We start from the raw sequence: 17,106 nt of genomic DNA, 5'->3' as shown, positions 1-17,106 counted from the left end.
GGTCAGGCCCCTTCCAGCTGGCTGGCTCCCGCGTCGCCGCCGCCGAGCCGGCGCAGGAGCAACGCCAGGGCGAGGCCCACGAGGACGAGGATGACGGCGATGGCACTGGCCGGTCCCATGAGGTTGGCCTGGAACCCGCGCTTGTACATGTCCAGGGCGAGCACCCGGGTGGCGTCGCCAGGACCACCCGCGGTCAGCACGAAGATCAGGTCGAAGAAGGTCAGAGACCCGACGACCATGAGGGTGGAGGACGTGATGATCGTGTACTTGAGCTGCGGCAGCGTGATGCTGAAGAACTTGCGGACGCGGCCCGCGCCGTCCAGCTCGGCGGCCTCGTACATGGAGCGCGGGATCTGCCGTACGCCGCCCTGGTAGATCAGCGAGTGGAAGGGGATGAACTGCCACGACACCACGAAGATCACGACGCTGAAGGCGAGGAAGGGCTCGCCGAGCCAGTCCTGTGCGAGCAGCCCGATGTGCAGCCCGGCACCGAGCCCGAAGTTCGGATCGAGCAGCGCCTTGTAGGCGATGGCGACGGCGGCCGAGCTGAGCAGCAGTGGGATGAAGTACAGCACGGCCAGCAGCGCGCGATAGCGCTGGTGCCCGGCCAGGAACACCCCGATCAGGATGCTGACCGGCGTCTGAACCGCCCAGGAGGCGGCCATCACCAGCAACGTCACCCACAGCGCGTGCAGGAGGCCGGGGTCGCTGAGCACGGCCCACCAGCTGGTGAGCCCGGACATCTGGATGTCGCCGAGCCCGTCCCAGGACGTGAAGCTGAGGAACAGGACCCCGACCAGTGGAATTACCCCGAAGGCGACGAACACCGCCAGAGCCGGCACGGCCAGCCACGGGAGGACGCCGCCTCGGGCCTCTCGCGTGGCGTCCGGCGGCGTCCCCCTCCGAGCGGGGGTGGCGAACGCGCTCAACTGCCGATGACCGCGTTCATGTTGGACACGAACTGCTGCGGCGTGATCGACAGCTGGAACAGCTTGGCGATGTTGTCCAGCAGCACCTCGGCCGCGGTGGGGCTGAGCGCCTGGTCCCAGGACTGGGCGAACGACTTGGCGTTGCTGGCGATGCCGTAGACGAACTTCAGGAAGTCCGCGTCCTTGGCGGTGGCGAACGCGCTGTCGGCACCGTTGACGATCGGCACCGCGCCGGTGCCGGCCCACTCCTTGACCTCCTCGTCACTGAGCACGGCGGTGGCGAAGAACTTCTTGGCGATCTCCTTCTGCTCGGCGGTCGCGTTGGACGAGATCGACAGGTATTGGCCCGGGTTGCCGACGGTGTTGCTGGGGTCGCCCTTGCCCCCCTCGACCGGCGGGAAGTTCATGTAGCCGAGGTGGCCGCCGGAGACGAAGTCACCGCCGTCGGTCGACATGCTGCCGTACGTCCAGCCGCCGTGCAGCATCATCGCGGCCTTGCCGGTGTACAGCAGGGCCTGGTCGGCGTTGGAGTCGGCCGTGATCGAGGAGAAGCCCTTGATGAACCCGTCCGCCTTGACGAGGTCCTGCAGCTTGGTCAGGGCATCGAGGGCGGCGGGGTGGGACCAGGCGTCCTTCTTGCCGTCGAACACGGCTTGGAACACCTCGGGGCCGCCGATGCGGTCGAAGAGGAACTCCAGCCACATCATGTTCGTCCAGCGGGACTGGCCGCCAAGGGAGAACGGGGCGATGCCGGCGGCGTTGAACTTGGGGACCAGGGCCATGATGTCGCCCCACGACTCCGGCGGCTGCACGCCGACCTGGTCGAAGATTTTCTTGTTGTAGTACAGGACGATGGGCTGCATGGTCTCGCACGGCATCGCGTAGATCTTGCCGTCGATCGTGGCCGCCCCGAAGGAGGAGGGGAACAGCCGGTCCTTCACGGCGGCGTTCTGGTCGAACCACGAGGTGAGGTCCTCCACCTGGCCGGCCTGCACGTACGTGCGCAGGGTCCCGCCGCCCCAACCCCAGATGATGGTGGGGGCCTGGCCCGCTCCGATCGCCGTCTTGATCTTCGTCTTGTACGCGTCGTTCTGGAGGATCGTCCCGGTGATCTGCCCGTTGGGGTTGGCCTTGTTGAACCGCTCCACGGCCCGGGTGCGCACGCCCTCCTGTGGCTGGACCGCCAGGTACCAGTAAGTGGCCTTGGTCCCGCCGCCTCCGCCTCCGCCCGCCGCGGTGGGGCCGGAAGTGCCACAGGCCGCCAGCGCGGCTCCCAGGGGGATGCCCATGGAGAGGGTGAGGAAGGTGCGGCGAGATGGTGTCGTTGACTCCACGCTGATCTCCGTATGTCGAATGCCGAGCTGGGCGCGGCTCCATGTGAAACATCAGTGGCGGTGGTCGTCGGTCGTGGATCAGCACCTCCGCTGCCAGGCATCCGCTCTTCTTGAGCCCAGCATGTCGAAACATTTCCGAAACAGGCCGCGTGGCACGCAAATTTAGATTTCTACTACTTGCCTGTCAAGGGGTGACCTCATATCGGCATGAGCTTCGTATGTAAGGTGTGTGAGGTACTCTCATCTGGGGCTTTTCCTGGTCACTCAGGTGCGCCAGGATTCGAGCAGGGCTACCGCAACGCACCGAAAAGTTTCGGAAAGTTGTCCGGGTGAGTTTTTCTTGAGGAGAGAGCAGATGACGGCGCTAGATGGGGCCTCCGCGGCGGGCCGGATCCTCCGTCCGTGGCAGGACCCGGCACTCCCCGTGGCCGACCGGGTCGACGCCCTCCTTGAGGAGATGACCCTGGAGGAGAAGATCGGCCAGCTCGGCAGCCGGTGGCTCGGCAACGACATGCAGGCCGACCAGGGCGGGGAGCCCGAGGAGGAGGCCGAAGGCCCGGCGAACGTGGCGCCGATGCAGGACGTCTTCGCGGCCTCGGGGAGGGTGCCCTTCGAGGAGGCGATCCGCCACGGGCTCGGCCACCTGACGCGGGTGTTCGGCAGTGCTCCGGTGACCGCGGCGGAGGGCGCCGCGGAGGTGGTACGGCTGCAGTCCGAGGTGGTGAAGCATTCCCGGCTCGGCATCCCGGCGCTGGTCCACGAGGAGTGCCTGACCGGTTTCACCACTTACGGCGCGACCGTCTACCCGGCGGCCATCGCCTGGGGCGCGACGTTCGACCCGGACCTGGTGGAGCGGATGGCCGCCGCCATCGGGCGGGACATGCGCGCCGTGGGCGTCCACCAGGGCCTGTCGCCGGTGCTGGACGTGGTGCGCGACTACCGCTGGGGCCGGGTCGAGGAGACCATGGGTGAAGATCCGTACCTCGTCGCGATGCTCGGCGCGGCCTACGTGCGCGGCCTCGAGAGCGCCGGGATCATCGCCACGCTCAAGCACTTCGCCGGCTACTCCGCCTCCCGGGCGGCCCGCAACCACGGCCCGGTGCCGATGGGCCGGCGCGAGCTGATGGACATGATCCTGCCGACGTTCGAGACCGCCATCGTCGAGGGCGGCGCGCGTTCGGTCATGAACTCGTACTCCGACGTGGACGGCGTTCCCGCCGCGGCCGACTCGTGGCTGCTGACCGACCTGCTGCGCGACGAGTGGGGGTTCACCGGGACGGTGGTGTCGGACTACTGGGCGATCCCGTTCCTCGCGACGACGCACCAGGTCGCCGCGGACACCGACGAGGCCGGGGTGCAGGCGCTGACCGCGGGCATCGACGTCGAGCTGCCCGACACGCTCGGCTTCGGCCAGCACCTCGCCGGGCGGGTGCGGCGGGGCGAGCTGCCGGAGTCCCTGGTCGACCGGGCCGCCCGGCGCCTGCTCACGCAGAAGGTGCAGCTCGGACTGCTGGACCCGGACTGGACGCCGGAGAAGTCGGTGGCCGGGGCACGGGCCGTGGACCTGGACTCGCCGGCCAACCGGGCACTGGCCCGGGAACTGGCCGAGCGGTCGATCGTGCTGCTCGACGCGGGCACCGCGCTGCCGTTGCTCGGCGAGGGGCGTCCGGGGCCGCGCCGGGTGGCCGTGGTCGGCCCCTGCGCCGACGACCCGCACACGTTAATGGGCTGCTACGCCTTCCCCAACCACGTGCTGCCCCGTCATCCGGGGCTCGGGCTCGGCGTGGCGGCACCCAGCCTGCTCGACGCGCTGCGGGCCGAGCTGCCCGATGCCGAGCTGATCCACGAGCCGGGCTGCGACGTGCGGGGCGACGATCGCTCCGGCTTCGCCGCCGCACTCCAGGCGGCCCGTGAGTCCGACGTGTGCGTGGCCGTCGTCGGCGACCTGGCGGGGATGTTCGGGCTGGGTACGTCGGGCGAAGGCTGCGACGCCGAAGACCTGCGGCTGCCCGGCGTGCAGGAGGACCTGCTGGCCGAGCTGGCCGCCACCGGCACGCCGGTCGTGGTGGTCGTCGTCTCGGGCCGTCCATACGCGCTGGGCCGGGTGTCCGGGACGGCCGCCGCGCTCGTCCAGGCGTTCATGCCCGGCGAGGAGGGCGGGGCGGCCGTCGCCGGGGTCCTGTCCGGCAGGGTGCAGCCCAGCGGAAAGCTGCCGGTGCAGATCCCACGCGGCCCGGGCGGGCAGCCGGGCACCTACCTGCAGCCGCCGCTGGGCTCCAACAGCCACGGCATCAGCAATCTCGACCCGACCCCGCTGTTCCCGTTCGGGCACGGCGCCTCGTACACCACCTTCGAGATCGACGACCTGCGGATCAGCGACGCCGAGGTGCCCACCGACGGCGAGTTCACCGTGTCGGTGCGGGTACGCAACACCGGGGGCCGGGCGGGCGAGGAGGTCGTCCAGCTCTTCCTGTACGATGTGGTCGCCCAGGTCACCCGACCGGTGCGGCAGCTCACCGGGTTCGCCCGGGTCCGGCTGGAGCCCGGCGCGAGCGCCCTGGCGACCTTCACCGTGCCCGCCGACCGGACCGCGTTCACCGGGCGCGATCTGCGGCGTATCGTCGAACCGGGGGACCTTGAGGTGCTTGTGGGCACGTCGGCGTCCGACCTGCCCTGCCGGGGCCACATACGATTGACCGGCCCGCTGCGTCACGTCGGCCTGGGCCGCCGACTGGTCACCCGCGTGGATGTGGAACCGACACCGGGCTCTTCCGCCACACAGCAGGGAGGAACAGATGCCGGCCAGTCCTAAACGGGCCACGCTGGCCACGGTCGCAGCCTCGGCGGGCGTGTCGGTCGCGACCGTGTCGAAGGTGCTCAACGGCCGAGGTGACGTCTCCCCGGTGACCCGCTCCCTCGTGGAGTCGTTGCTGGAGCAGCACGACTACGTCGCGCCGCCGCAGCGCCGCCGGGGCGACGCGGCCGTGCCGGACACGATCGAAGTGGAGCTGGACGCCGATCTCAACGCGTACTCGACCGAGATCGTCCAGGGCGCTGTGCAGGCCGGGGCCGAGGTCGACGCGGCGATCGTGGTGAGCATCCGGACGAACGCCGACCGCGCCGGAGCCTGGGCACGCGGCCTGGTCACGGCCGGACGGCGGGCCCTGATCGCCATCACCAGCGAGTTGACCGCCGGGCAGCTCGCCGCCCTGTCCCGCGTGCGGTTGCCACTGGTCGTGATCGACCCGCTGAACCTGCCGCAGACCAGGGGGGTCACCAGCGTCGGCTCGACGAACTTCGCCGGGGGCCTGGCCGCGACGCAGCACCTGCTCACGCTCGGACATCGGCGCATCGCCTACCTCGGCGGCCCGGCCACCGCCGCCTGCAACCAGGCCCGGCTACACGGCTACCGCGCCGCCATGGAGGCCGCAGGCGCTTCGGTTCCTCCGGGTTACGTACGGGCGGGGCACTTCCGCTACCAGGAGGGTGTGACGGGCGGCGCGGCCCTGTTCGACCTGCCTGAGGTCCCCACCGCCATCTTCGCCGGCTGCGACGACATCGCGCTCGGCGTGCTGGAGGCGGCCAGGGCGCGAGGGTTGCGCGTGCCCGAGGACCTCAGCATCGTCGGCTTCGACGACACCCAGGTCGCCTGCATGGCCTCGCCCCCGCTGACCACCGTACGCCAGCCGCTGCGAGAGATGGGCGGCGTCGCCGTACGCACGGCCCTGCGCCTGGCGGCAGGCGAACGAGTCGACTCCCACCACGTCGAACTCGCCACCGAACTGGTGGTACGCGGTTCCACCGCCCCTGTTGTCCCACCCGAGGGCTCCACCGGCCGCGACTGACCCGCTTACGGCCGCCCACCGGGGGTAGCGCGTGCCCGTCTCGCCGACACGGCCGTGCGGAGGTTGTGAGTTCCGGGCCGTGTCGGACCCGATCGCTACTCTCCCGCACATGGCAGTCCCCGAGATCATCCCCATCAGCTACGAACCCGACTACCACACCGACACCATCGGCCATTGGGAGGGCGGGCAGTTCCTCGGCTCCGTCGTCGCCGCCTTCCCCGAGGGCTACACGCACACCGACGACTGGCAGGCGCACAAACGCTGGCACGCCGTCCTGCACACCTTCGACGCCGCCGGCCACCACCTCGACTCCCGCATCGAGCGCACCGGGACCGACGACAACCACCGGGCCGCCGTCGACGCAGCGCAGGAGCGGCTGAAGCAGTGGCTCGATGCCCTCCCCGGCCTCCGCTTCGGCGACATCGCCATCCGGCCCTTTCGCCGCGACGTCGACGGCGTGCTCTTCGGCCTCGTCATCGAGACCTTCGAAGGCACCGAACACGCCGAGCTCTACCCGAACAACCTCGGCTTCTACGAACCCTGGGACGGCTTGTACGACACCTGACCACCAGATCCGTAGGGAAGGGCAGATACCTCGCCAGTGGCATCTCGCCCTGCTCAGGTGGTGGTTGCGGGTCGGTGGTGTGTGATCGTGTAAGCCATCTCCGCCCTCGGACTCCAACCCGCGTCGAAGGAGTGGTAGCGGCTCTCCCACTCCGGGCTCAGGATGGCCTCCAGCACCGCCATGGACCGGCACAGGTCGCGGAGCATCGGGACACCGGGCAGCAGACGGGCCACATCATGAGCAGTCATACGCCCATCCAATCGAACGCCAGTGACTGAATCGTGCCGGGTCTCGGGGACCTCGCTGTGTCCTGAGAGGGGATTACAGCGAGATCACCGCAGTTCAGGAACCTGGCGGCTCAGTACATCGAGATGTGCGGGTGGTCGTAGTGGTTGGCGGTGATGCCGCCGCGGTTGGACATGGTTCTCCAGCCGGAGCCGTGGTTGATGCGCTGGCGCCAGATCACGTACTTCACTCCGAGCTTGGCCTTGTTCTTGATGGCCCAGGCGGCGATCTCGTCGCCGAGCCGGAGGTTGGCGGCTGAGGGCATCGTGCCGCCGGTGCTCATCATGAAGTCGCAGGCGCGGCCGAGGGGGTGCTCGCCGCCGTCGTTCGCGGACCGGTAGCAACCGACGGCGTACGGGAGGTCGAAGCGTCTCTTGACGGCCTCACGCATGATCCGGGTCCGGTCGGTGATGTTGTCGGCGCCGGTGGGGAGTTGCGGGGCCCAGCTGCCGTCGGCGCGGCGCCCGGAGCCGACGGGGGCGAGCTGGTCGAGCCTGTTCTTGATGTCCTTGATCAGATCTTCGACCTCGTCACGCTGGGTCTGCATCTCCTTGGCCTCCTCCCTGATTTCGTCGGTGAGCCTGGCGGCCGTCTCGGTCGCCCTCTTCCTACGTTCGAAGCTCTCGGCGAAGCCCTGCAGATGGGCGCTCTGCTGGGCGGTGAGCTGCTCCATCACCGCGGCTCCACCCATGTCGTCGGCGAACAGCAGCGCGGGCAGGCCTCCGATGCTGCTCTGGTAGCGGAGCTGGACTATGGAGTCGACCTGCTTCTCCGCCCTGGCGTAGAGGTCGGAGGCCCTGGCCAGGTTCTGCTTGGCGACGGCCTCGGCCTTCTGTGCCTTTTTGAGGGACTCGCGCTTGGCCGCGTATGCCTCGATCAGCCCGTCGACCTTCTTGCCGAGCTTGGCCAGCTCGGCGCGGAGCTTGGCCTCGGTCGGCTTGGGCTCCGCGCTTCCCGCGGTGGGGGCACCGAGGGTGAACGTGGCGACCAGGCTCAGACAAAGGGCCAGAGCCGCATGCCGACGGAACGTGGGGGACGGGGCCGCCACGAACTCTCCTCTCCTTCCGCCTACCGGGTTAGCTGACGGGTTCGGGCTGGAGAACGCCCTTCCACCGAAGTGGTTTCACCCCAGGTGCGGTGGTTCCCCGGCTCCCGGGCGATGCGCCTGGGATTAGGCATATCGGCTGTTGCAGCCGATGTGGGAAGGATAGTAGTGGTAAACACAGGGTCACGCGACTTCAAGACGAGACCAATTGGTGATTAGTTCGTGACAACAGAGCGCAGAAGGTGTGCTGTCTCCTCGGGCAGCACGTCGTTCACGAAGGCACCCATGGCCGACTCGGAGCCGGCGAGATATTTCAGCTTGTTCGGCGCGCGGCGGATGCTGAACAGCTCCATGTGCGTGTACGACAGGTCACGACCGGTGTTGACCGGCGCCTGGTGCCAGGCCGCGATGTAGGGCATCGGCACGCCGAACAACGCGTCGAGGCGGCGGAGCACGTCGGTGTAGAGCGGTCCGAACGCCGCGCGCTCCGCGGGCTCCAGCCCGACCAGGTCGGGGACCTGCCGGTGGGGGTAGAGGTGAACCTCCACCGGCCAGCGCGCCGCGGCCGGGACGAAGGCCGTCCAGTGCTCGTTCGAGGCCACCACCCGGACCCCGGCCTCCCGCTCCGCGGCGAGCACGTCGGCGAACAGGTTGCCGCCGGTCCGCTCCCGGTGGCGCCCGGCCGCCCCGAGGGTCAGCTTGGTGCGCGGGGTCACGTAGGGGTAGGCGTAGATCTGGCCGTGCGGGTGGGCCAGGGTGATGCCGATCTCGGCTCCCCGGTTCTCGAAACAGAACACCTGCTCCACGCCCGGCATCGCCGACAACTCCGCCGTACGGTCGATCCAGGCCTCCATGACCAGCTCCACCTGCTCGGGGGGGAGCATCGCGAACGAGGAGTCGTGCTCGGAGGTGAAACAGACCACCTCACAGCGGCCGATCCCGGGACGGACCTCGCTCAACCCGCCGACCTGCTGATAGTCGCCCAGATAGGTGGAGAACGAGGGGAACCTGTTCTCGAAGACCACCACGTCGTAGGCCGCGGAGGGGATCTCGGTGAGGTTGCCGGAGGTGGAAGGGCAGAGCGGGCACTCGCTGGCCGGAGGCAGGAAGGTGCGGCCCTGGCGGTGTCCGGCCACCGCGATCCACTCCTCGGTCAGCGGGTCGTAACGCAACTCGGAGGCGGTGGGGCGGGGCGGCAGGTCGCGTCCGTCGACCGCTCCGCGGTCGGCGTCGTCGCGGCGGTCGAAGTAGAACAGCTCCCGGCCGTCGGCCAGGTGGGTGATCGTACGCTTCATCGGCCGACGCTCTCGCTCTCCTGCTGTGGCTCTGTGATGATCAGCTCTCCCACCGAGGCGGCGAGCTCCTCGCGGGCCTCCTCGGCCAGGCCGGAGTCGGTGACCACGATGTGGGCCTGGGCCAGCTCGGCGATCGTGCTGATGCCGACCGTGCCCCACTTGGTGTGGTCGGCGAGCACCACCAGGCGGTGTGCGGAGGCGACCAGCTCGCGGTTGGTCTCGGCCTCCAGCAGGTTGGGTGTGGTGAACCCGGCTCGGGCGCTCATCCCGTGCACGCCGAGGAAGAGGGTGTCGACGTGGAGTCCCCGGATCGCCGTGACCGCGACCGGGCCGACCAGCGCGTCGGAGGGGGTGCGGACCCCGCCGGTGAGCACGACCGTGCGATCGGCCCTGGGGGAGCGGTGGAAGACGTCGGCGATCCGGATCGAGTTGGTGATCACGGTCAGCTCGGGCACGTCGGTCACGTGGTGGGCGAGCGTCCAGGTCGTGGTTCCCGCGGAGAGTGCGATGGCGGTGGCGGGCCGGACGAGCCGGGCGGCCTGCTGGGCGATCGTCTCCTTCTCCGCCTGCTGGCGCGCCGACTTGGCGGCGAAGCCCGGCTCCTCGGTCGAGCCGGACCCGGTGGCGGTGGCGCCACCGTGGACCTTCTCCACCAGCCCGCGCTCGGAGAGCACCTCAAGGTCGCGCCGGATCGTCATGTCGGACACGCCGAGCTCCCGGACGAGATCGGCGACCCTGACCCCGCCCCTGCTCCGCACCCTCTCCAGGATCGCCTGCTGCCGCTGCTGGGCGAGCATTGACTCACTCCCTTTAATTCACCAGATTCCACCAAAATACCACGGCAGGTATCGGGAAATACTGTTGAATTATGGTGGTCATCTGCTCACAGCCGCTCAAGCTCCGCCATGATGTTCGCCCGCGCCGCCTCCTCCAGATCGGCGATGTGGAAGATCGCCGCAAGATCGAGCAGCGAGCGCAGCACCGCGGCCCTGCCGGATCTGAAAGCGTCGTCGGGCACGAAGGCGTACTCCTCGCGCACGGCGGTCGCGTAGGCGGCGTAGACCTCCGGCGACGCGCCCAGGATCGCCAGGTCCGCGTCGGACAGCACGGCCCCGTCCGCGTCGCCCGGTGCGGGGGCGTGTGTGACGGTCAGCCTGACCAGCCGGGCGACCGTGGCCACCGCCTCGGGGGAGAGCCCCATCTCCGGCAGCGCGCGCTCGGCCAGGATGGCGCTCCGCTCCTCGTTGTCGCCGCGCCGCGGGTCGTAGACGGCGTCGTGGAACCAGGCCGCCAGCCGTACCAGGTCCGGGTGCTCGGCATGAGAGGCCAGGGTGTCGATGTGGGCGAGCACGGCCTCCAGGTGGGTGGTGGTGTGATACCTGCGGTGCGGCTCGTCGTACCGGGTGATCAGTTCACGGCCGAGGGGTTCGGCCTCGGGGCCGGACAGGGACAGCCAGCGGGCCATCAGCTTCTCGCGCATGAGGGCGAGCCTAGAACCTGGCCGGAGGGGAGGACCCTCAGGTGCGGGAGGCGCTGATCGTCAAGGTTGGGGCAACGCACCCACCGGAGCGGGGCGGATCGCGGTTCGGGCCTTGTGCGCCGGGCGTCGCAGGAGGAACGTGAAGGTCTGAACCGGTGACATCGAGTCCCGTACGGGTCCGGAATCACGGGTCCGGAATCACGGAGGCCGGCACTCGCGGGACCTGGAAGGACCTCAGGGAAGGGGTGGTCGGCATGGCCAGAAGATCGCGTAAGGGCAAGGCCCGCAAGAAGCACAAGGCCAACCACGGCAAGCGGCCGACCGCTCGCTAGCCGTACTGATCACAGAGCCCGAGTCCACGGGGACTGGCGGTCACGCGCGGCGGCCCCAGGAGGCCAGCAGCCGGGTCTGCGCGTCGGTGTCGGAGGGCACCTTCCGGTGCTCTCCGGCCTGGTGCTCCCCGACGGCCGCGGTCTGCCGGTAGCCGGGTTCCGCGTCGGCGAACCAGGTGGCGCAGGCCGCGACCAACTCCGGGTCGAGCCGCTCGTCGGCGCCGATGGCGCGGGCCAGGTCCCAGGTGTGGATGAGGGCGTCGGCGAACAGTTCGGTGATGTACTCCCGGCCGGGCACGTCGCCGAAGGGCAGGTGGACGACGCGGTCGAGGACCCGGTGATCGATCGCCGCCTGGATGGCGGGCACGGCCGAGGTGTCGAACGCCTTGATGGGGTCGTCGCCGAGCAGGTCGCCCTCGAAGGCGTCGCCGATCTCCGCGTGGGTCCGCCCGGCCAGCAACTCGGGAGCCCACAGGCTCTCGCCGACCACGTGGTTGACGAGGGAGCGCACGTCCCAGTCGACGCACGGTGTCGGATTCTCCCACTGGTCGGGGCCGATCCGGTGGACGAGAGCGCCGAAGTCGTCCAGCGCGCGACGGTAAGCCTCGGGTACGTCGATGGTCATCATGCCCTCCCGATGCCCTCCCGGGTTCTCTCCCGGCCCTCATCTTGACCGTAACCCCTGGCCCGCCAGTAGTCATCGCGTCAATGGACATGACCGGCACGTCCGGGAGCGCATCCGACCGGACGGCTTCATCTCCCGGTCATCTCGGCGTCAGGGAAGAGTCACGGTATGTCGTGAGGATCTCTCCTATGCGCACCACGACCTTCACCCGAGCGGCCGTCGCCGCGGCCACCGGCCTGATCCTGCTGCCCGCGGCCGTGGCCCCGGCCTCCGCCGAATCCGGCCCCCGAGGCATCGAACTGACCTTCCTCGGCCGCTACACCACCGGCACCGTCGCCGCCGGCGCCTCGGAGATCACCGCGTACGACGCCAAGACCCGCCGGGTGTTCGTCGTGAACGCGCAGGCCGGCACCGTTGACGTGCTCGACATCCGCGACCCGCGCAAGCCTCGCAAGGTCGCCACCCTGGCCACCCCCGGGGCCAACAGCGTCGCGGTACGCGACGGTCTGGTCGCCGTCGCCCAGCAGGCCGCGGTCAAGACCGACCCGGGCACCGTCGCCTTCTTCGACGCCCGGAGCGGGAAGAAGCTCAAGCAGGTGACCGTCGGCGCGCTGCCCGACATGGTGACCTTCACCCCCGACGGGCACCGGGTGGTCGTGGCCAACGAGGGCGAGCCGTCCTCCTACTGCGAGGGGGAGAAGGTCGACCCCGAGGGCTCGGTGAGCGTTGTCGATCTGAAGCGCTGGACGGTGCGGACCGCGGGGTTCCAGAAGTTCGACGCCGAGCGGCTGCGGGCCAAGGGGGTGCGGATCACCGGTCCCGGGGCGACCGCCGCCCAGGACCTGGAACCCGAGTACGTCACGGTCGACGGTGACACCGCCTACGTCACCCTCCAGGAGAACAACGCGCTCGCGATCGTCGACCTGAAGCGGGTGGAGGTCCGCGACGTCGTCCCGCTGGGCCTGAAGGACTGGTCGAAGAGCGGTTTCGACGCCTCGGACAGGGACGGGAAGATCGACATCAGGCCCAGGCCGGTGAAGGGCCTCTACCAGCCCGACGGGATCGCGCACTTCCGCGACCGCGGGCGCACCTACCTGGTCACCGCGAACGAGGGCGACGGGCGCGACTGGGGCTGCCACGCCGACGAGGTCAGGGTGAAGTCGCTGAACCTCGCGATGCCCGACGCGGAGAACCTCAAGAAGGACGGCGAACTCGGCCGGCTGAACGTGGCCGTCGACTCGCCCAGGGACGCGAGCGGCGCCTACACCGAGTTGCACGCGTTCGGCGCCCGTTCGATCTCGATCAGGTCCGCCTCCGGAGAGCTCGTCTGGGACTCCGGCGACGAGCTGGAGCGGCTCGTCGCCAAGGAGCTGCCCGAGGCATTCAACGCCGACAACGAGGCGAACGACTCCTTCGACAGCCGCAGCGACAACAAGGGCCCCGAGCCCGAGGGGGTCACGGTCGGTGAGGTGCGCGGCCGCACCTACGCCTTCGCCGGGCTGGAGCGGGTCGGCGGGATCGTCGCCTACGACATCGACGATCCCCGGGCGCCGAGCCTGGCCGGATACCTCAACACCCGCGACTTCGCCGGCTCGGTCGCGGACGGCACCGCCGGGGACGTAGGCCCCGAGGGCGTGCTGTTCGTCTCCGCCTCCGACAGCCCGACCCGCCACGCGCTCCTGGTGGTGGGCAACGAGGTCAGCGGCACCACCGCGATCTACGAGGTTCGCTGAGCCGCGCGGCCACGAAGGCACGCCGCACACCAACCGGCCTGTTCCCACGCCGAGCACGTCGACGGCACGGGAACAGGCCGGTGACGTTTCCGGTCCGACCAGACGACCGTGGGGCGCGGGCAGGACCGGGAGTGATCCCGGCACCGTGCGGCGAAGCGGCGATCCCCCCGAAGCCGTACACGCGGCAGGGCGGAGAGAATGTCAACGCAGCCGCTGCTCGATCCAGACGATCTTGCCCTTCGGGGTGAGGCGGGAGCCCCAGCGGTGGGCGAGCCAGTTGATGAGGTGCAGGCCGCGACCGGTGTCGCTGGTGGTGGACGCCTCCCGCATCACCGGCTCGGACGCGGAGCTGTCGGACACCTCGCAGACCAGCGTGGGCCCGCGCAGCAGGCGTAGCTCGACCTCGCCCTGGCCGTGCTCGACCGCGTTGGCGACCAGCTCGCTGACCATCAGCTCGGTGTTGTCGCACAGGGAGTCGAGTCCCCAGCCTCCGAGTGTGGCCCGGACGAAGCGGCGGGCCTGGGCGGCGGAGCGGCGGTCGGCGGGCAGCGACGTCTCGACGAACTCCTTCTCCGTCAGCTCGGACACCCTGGCCAGCAGCAGGGCGATGTCGTCGCGCTCGTGCCCCGGCCGCTGGGCGCCGATCGTGAGGTCGCAGACCTCCTCCAGGTCCTGGTCCTGGCCGGAGAGCAGGCCGCGCAGCGCGCTGATGCCCTCCTCGATGTCCCGGTCGCGGCTCTCCACCAGGCCGTCGGTGTAGAAGGCGAGCACGCTGCCGTCGGGAAGCGTGAACTCCCGCATCTCGGCGGGCTCGTTGCCGATGCCCAGGGGCAGTCCCGGCGGCAGCTCCAGCAGCTCGGTCTCGCCGCCCGGTCGCACCAGAATCGGCGGAACGTGACCCGCGCAGGCTATCGCGCACCGCCGCGTGACCGGATCGTAGGTGGCGTACACGCACGTGGCGATCTGGCTGGCGTCCAGGTCCTGGCTCATCAGGTTGAGCCGGAACAGCACGTCGGCCGGGCTCAGGTCCAGGCTGGCCAGCGTGCGGGCGGCCGTGCGGAGCTGGCCCATGGTGGCGGCGGCCCTGATGCCGTGCCCCATCACGTCACCGACGACGAGGGCGACCCGGCAGCCGGGCAGTGGGATCACGTCGTACCAGTCGCCGCCCACCCCGACCAGATCGCTGGCGGGCAGGTAGCGGGAGGCGATCGTCAGGCCCAGCGGCTGGGTGAGGTCGACGGGCAGCAGGCTGCTCTGCAGGGTCAGCGCGGTACGGCGCTCACGGTTGTAGAGCCTGGAGTTGTCGAGGCACACCCCGGTCCTGGCCGCCAGTTCCTCGGCCAGGTTGACGTCCTGCTCGTCGAAGGGCTGGCTGGTGGGACGGCGGGTGAAGATGACGAAACCGAGTACCCGGCCGCGCGCCTTCAGCGGTACCACCAGGAACGAGCTGTCCTCCAGCACCTTCGACACCGAGTCACGCTTCCAGAACCGCCCGATCTCCTCGGCGGTCCGGCGCCCCAGGCGGGGGTAGAGGATCGGGTTGCCGGTGGCCATGCACCGGGCGTAGGGGGTCCACGACTCGTAGACGGCCACCTCGTCCACCGGGAAGGCGATGGCGTACATGCCGGGGGCGGGATCGGCCACGCCGACCGCGATCCGCCGCACCAGCGCCGAGCCGTCGGTGGTCTGCTGGGGGAACTCCCCCTCGGTCACCAGCCGGTCCTGCACCAGGATGCCGGCCGCGTCCGCGAAACGCGGCACGGCGACGTCCATGAGTTCCCTGCCGGTCTCGAACATGTCCAATGTGCTGCCGATGCGTTTGCTGGCCGCGTTGAGCAGGGACAGCTGCTCGTGCATGGATGCGGGACTGCCCATCCTGAACCCTGGCGTCGCTGGATCTTTGGTGACGAAACGGGACTTCACTCGCTCCACCGGGGTGCGGGAACCGGCGTCCACCAGGTTGCCAGTTCGAGATCTTCTGCGATGGCGTTGGCGCCGTTGTATCCGGGGGCCGCGGAGACCGAGCCGCCGGGGTGGCTGCTGGCGCCACAGAGGTAGAGGCCGTCGATGGGGGTGCGGTACCGGCCCATCTCGGGGACCGGCCGGTTGCCGCCCAGCTGGGACGGCTCGTAGGCTCCCACGTGGTGGCTGCCTCGCACCATGTTGATGCAGTGCCGCTCGATGTCGAGCGGTGAGAAGACCCGCTTGCCGAGGACGGCGCCTCCCGCGAGGTTGGGGGCGTACTCGGCCCACTCGGCGAGCAGCCGCTCACCGACCTCCTCGCGCCGATGGTCCCAGTTCGCCGCGTCGCCACCGAGGTCGTACGGAGCCCATGGCCACCAGAAGGCCACGTGTTTACCGTCCGGCGCGTACGAGGAGTCGAACAGCGAGGGGCATGCGCCGTTGCCGGCCAGCCGGTCGGGCAGCTGTCCCTGATGGATCTGGTCGAAGGTGCGGCCGAGCTGCTCGCTGTCGTCGGCGCCGAGCACGACGAGGAAGGCCCGGTCCACGTCGGGCTCGAACTCGGCGGCCCGGTAGCGCGGCGCCTCGTCGAGCGCCAGGTGGAGGGTGACGAGGCTGTGCCCGGCCCACTTGTAGTCCTCGACCTTGGCCGCGATCTCCGGGCCGAAGTTCTCCGGGCCCGCCAGCCGGACGGTCTGCGGGGCGTCCACCGCGCTGGCCACGAACCGGCGGGCGGTGAGAACGTCGCCGCCTGCCAGCTCCACTCCGGTGGCCCGCCCGTCACCGACGAGGATCCGCTCGACATGGGCGCCGGTCACCACGGTGCCGCCGTGCTCCTCGATGACGGCGCGCAGCGCGCTCGCGACGTTCCCCGCACCGCCCACGGGCACGCCGAGCCGGGCGATGCGCGACAGCAGCCGGGGGAAGAATCCGCCGGTGCCCGGCACGTCCTCGATGGAGATGGCGTGCAGGAAGGATTTGAACAGGACCCTGACCTGGTCGCTCTCGAAGTTCCTGTCGACGGCCTCGTACAGCGAGAGCGGCATGTAGCTCATCAGGTCGCGGCCCAGGTCGCCCTTGAGCCGCTCGGCGAGCACCGGGGGTGGTAGCGGGCTGGAGTACAGGAACCCGTTCATCAGCTCCCTGGCCGCCTCGGCGTAGCGCTCGTGCAGTTCCAGCCAGCGCCCGGCGTCGGCCTTGGAGAACCGGGCGAAGGAGTCGGCGGTGCGTTTGGGGTCGGTGTAGACGGTGATCGCCCGGCCGTCCCGGAAGATCGTGGCGTGCTGGGTCTCGGGATAGACGTAGCTCAGGCCGTACCGCTGGAGTTCCAGGTCGGCGGGGACCGGGCCCTCCTCCAGGAAGTGGTAGCTGCTGTGGGTGTTGTGCCGAAACCCCGGGAGGGTGAGCTCCTGGGTGCTGCAACCACCGCCGGCGACGTCGTTGCGCTCGACGACCGCGACCGACAACCCCGCCTTCGCGAGGTAGGCGGCACACGTGAGGCCGTTGTGGCCCCCGCCCACGATGACGCCGTCGAACTCCGACACGTTCCCTCCAGGGCACTCTGACTGCTGGTATGGAGGATTGTAAAGAATGATCTATATGCGAACCCTGTGTTTAACAGAGATTCGTAGATATTTCCACATGGACTAGGACTTAGCGGCGCTTAGCCGACGAAG

General features: G+C 69.7%; 15 protein-coding genes and 1 riboswitch. Of the genes, 5 read left to right on the top strand and 10 right to left on the bottom strand.

The genetic code is table 11. The annotated features are described in order from the left end of the window. Window positions 1-2: 2 nt before the first annotated feature. Together ABT061_RS44350 and ABT061_RS44345 are read right to left on the bottom strand one after the other, a co-directional pair. Window positions 3-929: a carbohydrate ABC transporter permease gene (locus ABT061_RS44350; RefSeq protein ID WP_350929705.1), complete on the bottom strand. Its 927-nt coding sequence runs from the start codon at window positions 927-929 to the stop codon at window positions 3-5. Beyond that, entirely contained in the window at window positions 926-2,263 is a 1,338-nt protein-coding gene (locus tag ABT061_RS44345) for an extracellular solute-binding protein (protein ID WP_350929704.1), read from the bottom strand. Before ABT061_RS44345 ends, ABT061_RS44350 begins: the two co-directional genes overlap by 4 nt. A gap of 355 nt (window positions 2,264-2,618) precedes the next feature. Here ABT061_RS44345 and ABT061_RS44340 point away from each other — a divergent pair, with 355 nt between their 5' ends. The 3 genes from ABT061_RS44340 to ABT061_RS44330 all read left to right on the top strand — a co-directional run bounded on the left by ABT061_RS44340 (window position 2,619) and on the right by ABT061_RS44330 (window position 6,673). Beyond that, complete coding sequence (locus tag ABT061_RS44340) at window positions 2,619-5,075, top strand: beta-xylosidase/alpha-l-arabinosidase (protein ID WP_350929703.1); 2,457 nt, start codon at window positions 2,619-2,621, stop codon at window positions 5,073-5,075. Then, a complete protein-coding gene (locus ABT061_RS44335; protein WP_350929702.1) occupies window positions 5,059-6,108 on the top strand; it encodes a LacI family DNA-binding transcriptional regulator in 1,050 nt (349 codons plus the stop codon). The genes ABT061_RS44340 and ABT061_RS44335 overlap by 17 nt, the downstream gene beginning before the upstream one ends. Window positions 6,109-6,217: 109 nt before the next feature. Next, on the top strand, window positions 6,218-6,673 hold the full coding sequence (locus tag ABT061_RS44330; RefSeq protein WP_350929701.1) for a hypothetical protein: 456 nt from the start codon (window positions 6,218-6,220) through the stop codon (window positions 6,671-6,673). Between the two features lie 53 nt (window positions 6,674-6,726). Here the strand turns inward: ABT061_RS44330 and ABT061_RS44325 are convergent, their stop codons facing one another. The 5 genes from ABT061_RS44325 to ABT061_RS44305 form a co-directional block, all read right to left on the bottom strand. Further along, window positions 6,727-6,921 (bottom strand): hypothetical protein, encoded by a 195-nt coding sequence (locus ABT061_RS44325; protein WP_350929700.1) that lies wholly within the window; start codon window positions 6,919-6,921, stop codon window positions 6,727-6,729. 110 nt (window positions 6,922-7,031) lie between these two features. Continuing rightward, window positions 7,032-8,006 carry a coiled-coil domain-containing protein gene (locus ABT061_RS44320; protein WP_350929699.1) on the bottom strand — a complete coding sequence of 325 codons (975 nt, stop codon included), beginning with the start codon at window positions 8,004-8,006 and terminating at the stop codon, window positions 7,032-7,034. A gap of 3 nt (window positions 8,007-8,009) precedes the next feature. Further along, window positions 8,010-8,146: riboswitch (cyclic di-AMP (ydaO/yuaA leader) on the bottom strand. Window positions 8,147-8,218: 72 nt separating this feature from the next. Further along, window positions 8,219-9,298, bottom strand: coding sequence for a galactose-1-phosphate uridylyltransferase (gene galT / locus ABT061_RS44315; protein ID WP_350929698.1), 1,080 nt, complete (start codon window positions 9,296-9,298; stop codon window positions 8,219-8,221). Next, window positions 9,295-10,095: a DeoR/GlpR family DNA-binding transcription regulator gene (locus ABT061_RS44310; protein WP_350929697.1), complete on the bottom strand. Its 801-nt coding sequence runs from the start codon at window positions 10,093-10,095 to the stop codon at window positions 9,295-9,297. The genes galT and ABT061_RS44310 overlap by 4 nt, the downstream gene beginning before the upstream one ends. An 86-nt stretch (window positions 10,096-10,181) precedes the next feature. Next, window positions 10,182-10,778: an HD domain-containing protein gene (locus tag ABT061_RS44305; RefSeq protein ID WP_350929696.1), complete on the bottom strand. Its 597-nt coding sequence runs from the start codon at window positions 10,776-10,778 to the stop codon at window positions 10,182-10,184. Between the two features lie 254 nt (window positions 10,779-11,032). Here ABT061_RS44305 and ABT061_RS48500 point away from each other — a divergent pair, with 254 nt between their 5' ends. Then, the gene (locus ABT061_RS48500; RefSeq protein WP_386323758.1) at window positions 11,033-11,110 is read left to right on the top strand and encodes a 50S ribosomal protein bL37; all 78 of its coding nucleotides are present in this window, start codon (window positions 11,033-11,035) and stop codon (window positions 11,108-11,110) included. A 40-nt stretch (window positions 11,111-11,150) separates the two neighbouring features. Here the strand turns inward: ABT061_RS48500 and ABT061_RS44300 are convergent, their stop codons facing one another. Continuing rightward, window positions 11,151-11,738 carry a TIGR03086 family metal-binding protein gene (locus ABT061_RS44300; RefSeq protein WP_350929695.1) on the bottom strand — a complete coding sequence of 196 codons (588 nt, stop codon included), beginning with the start codon at window positions 11,736-11,738 and terminating at the stop codon, window positions 11,151-11,153. A gap of 185 nt (window positions 11,739-11,923) precedes the next feature. On the opposite strand from ABT061_RS44300, the gene ABT061_RS44295 reads away from it, so the two are divergent. After that, complete coding sequence (locus ABT061_RS44295; protein ID WP_350929694.1) at window positions 11,924-13,468, top strand: choice-of-anchor I family protein; 1,545 nt, start codon at window positions 11,924-11,926, stop codon at window positions 13,466-13,468. A 201-nt stretch (window positions 13,469-13,669) separates the two neighbouring features. Here ABT061_RS44295 and ABT061_RS44290 read toward each other — a convergent pair whose 3' ends face one another. Further along, window positions 13,670-15,325: an ATP-binding SpoIIE family protein phosphatase gene (locus tag ABT061_RS44290; RefSeq protein WP_350929693.1), complete on the bottom strand. Its 1,656-nt coding sequence runs from the start codon at window positions 15,323-15,325 to the stop codon at window positions 13,670-13,672. A gap of 62 nt (window positions 15,326-15,387) precedes the next feature. Continuing rightward, a complete protein-coding gene (locus ABT061_RS44285) occupies window positions 15,388-16,974 on the bottom strand; it encodes a phytoene desaturase family protein (protein WP_350929692.1) in 1,587 nt (528 codons plus the stop codon). Between the last annotated feature and the right edge of the window lie 132 nt (window positions 16,975-17,106).

Source organism: Streptosporangium sp. NPDC002544 (assembly GCF_040295965.1).
GTDB lineage: Bacteria > Actinomycetota > Actinomycetes > Streptosporangiales > Streptosporangiaceae > Streptosporangium.
The sequence above is the reverse complement of the archived record's forward strand: the minus strand, read 5'-3'. Positions and strand labels throughout refer to the sequence as shown.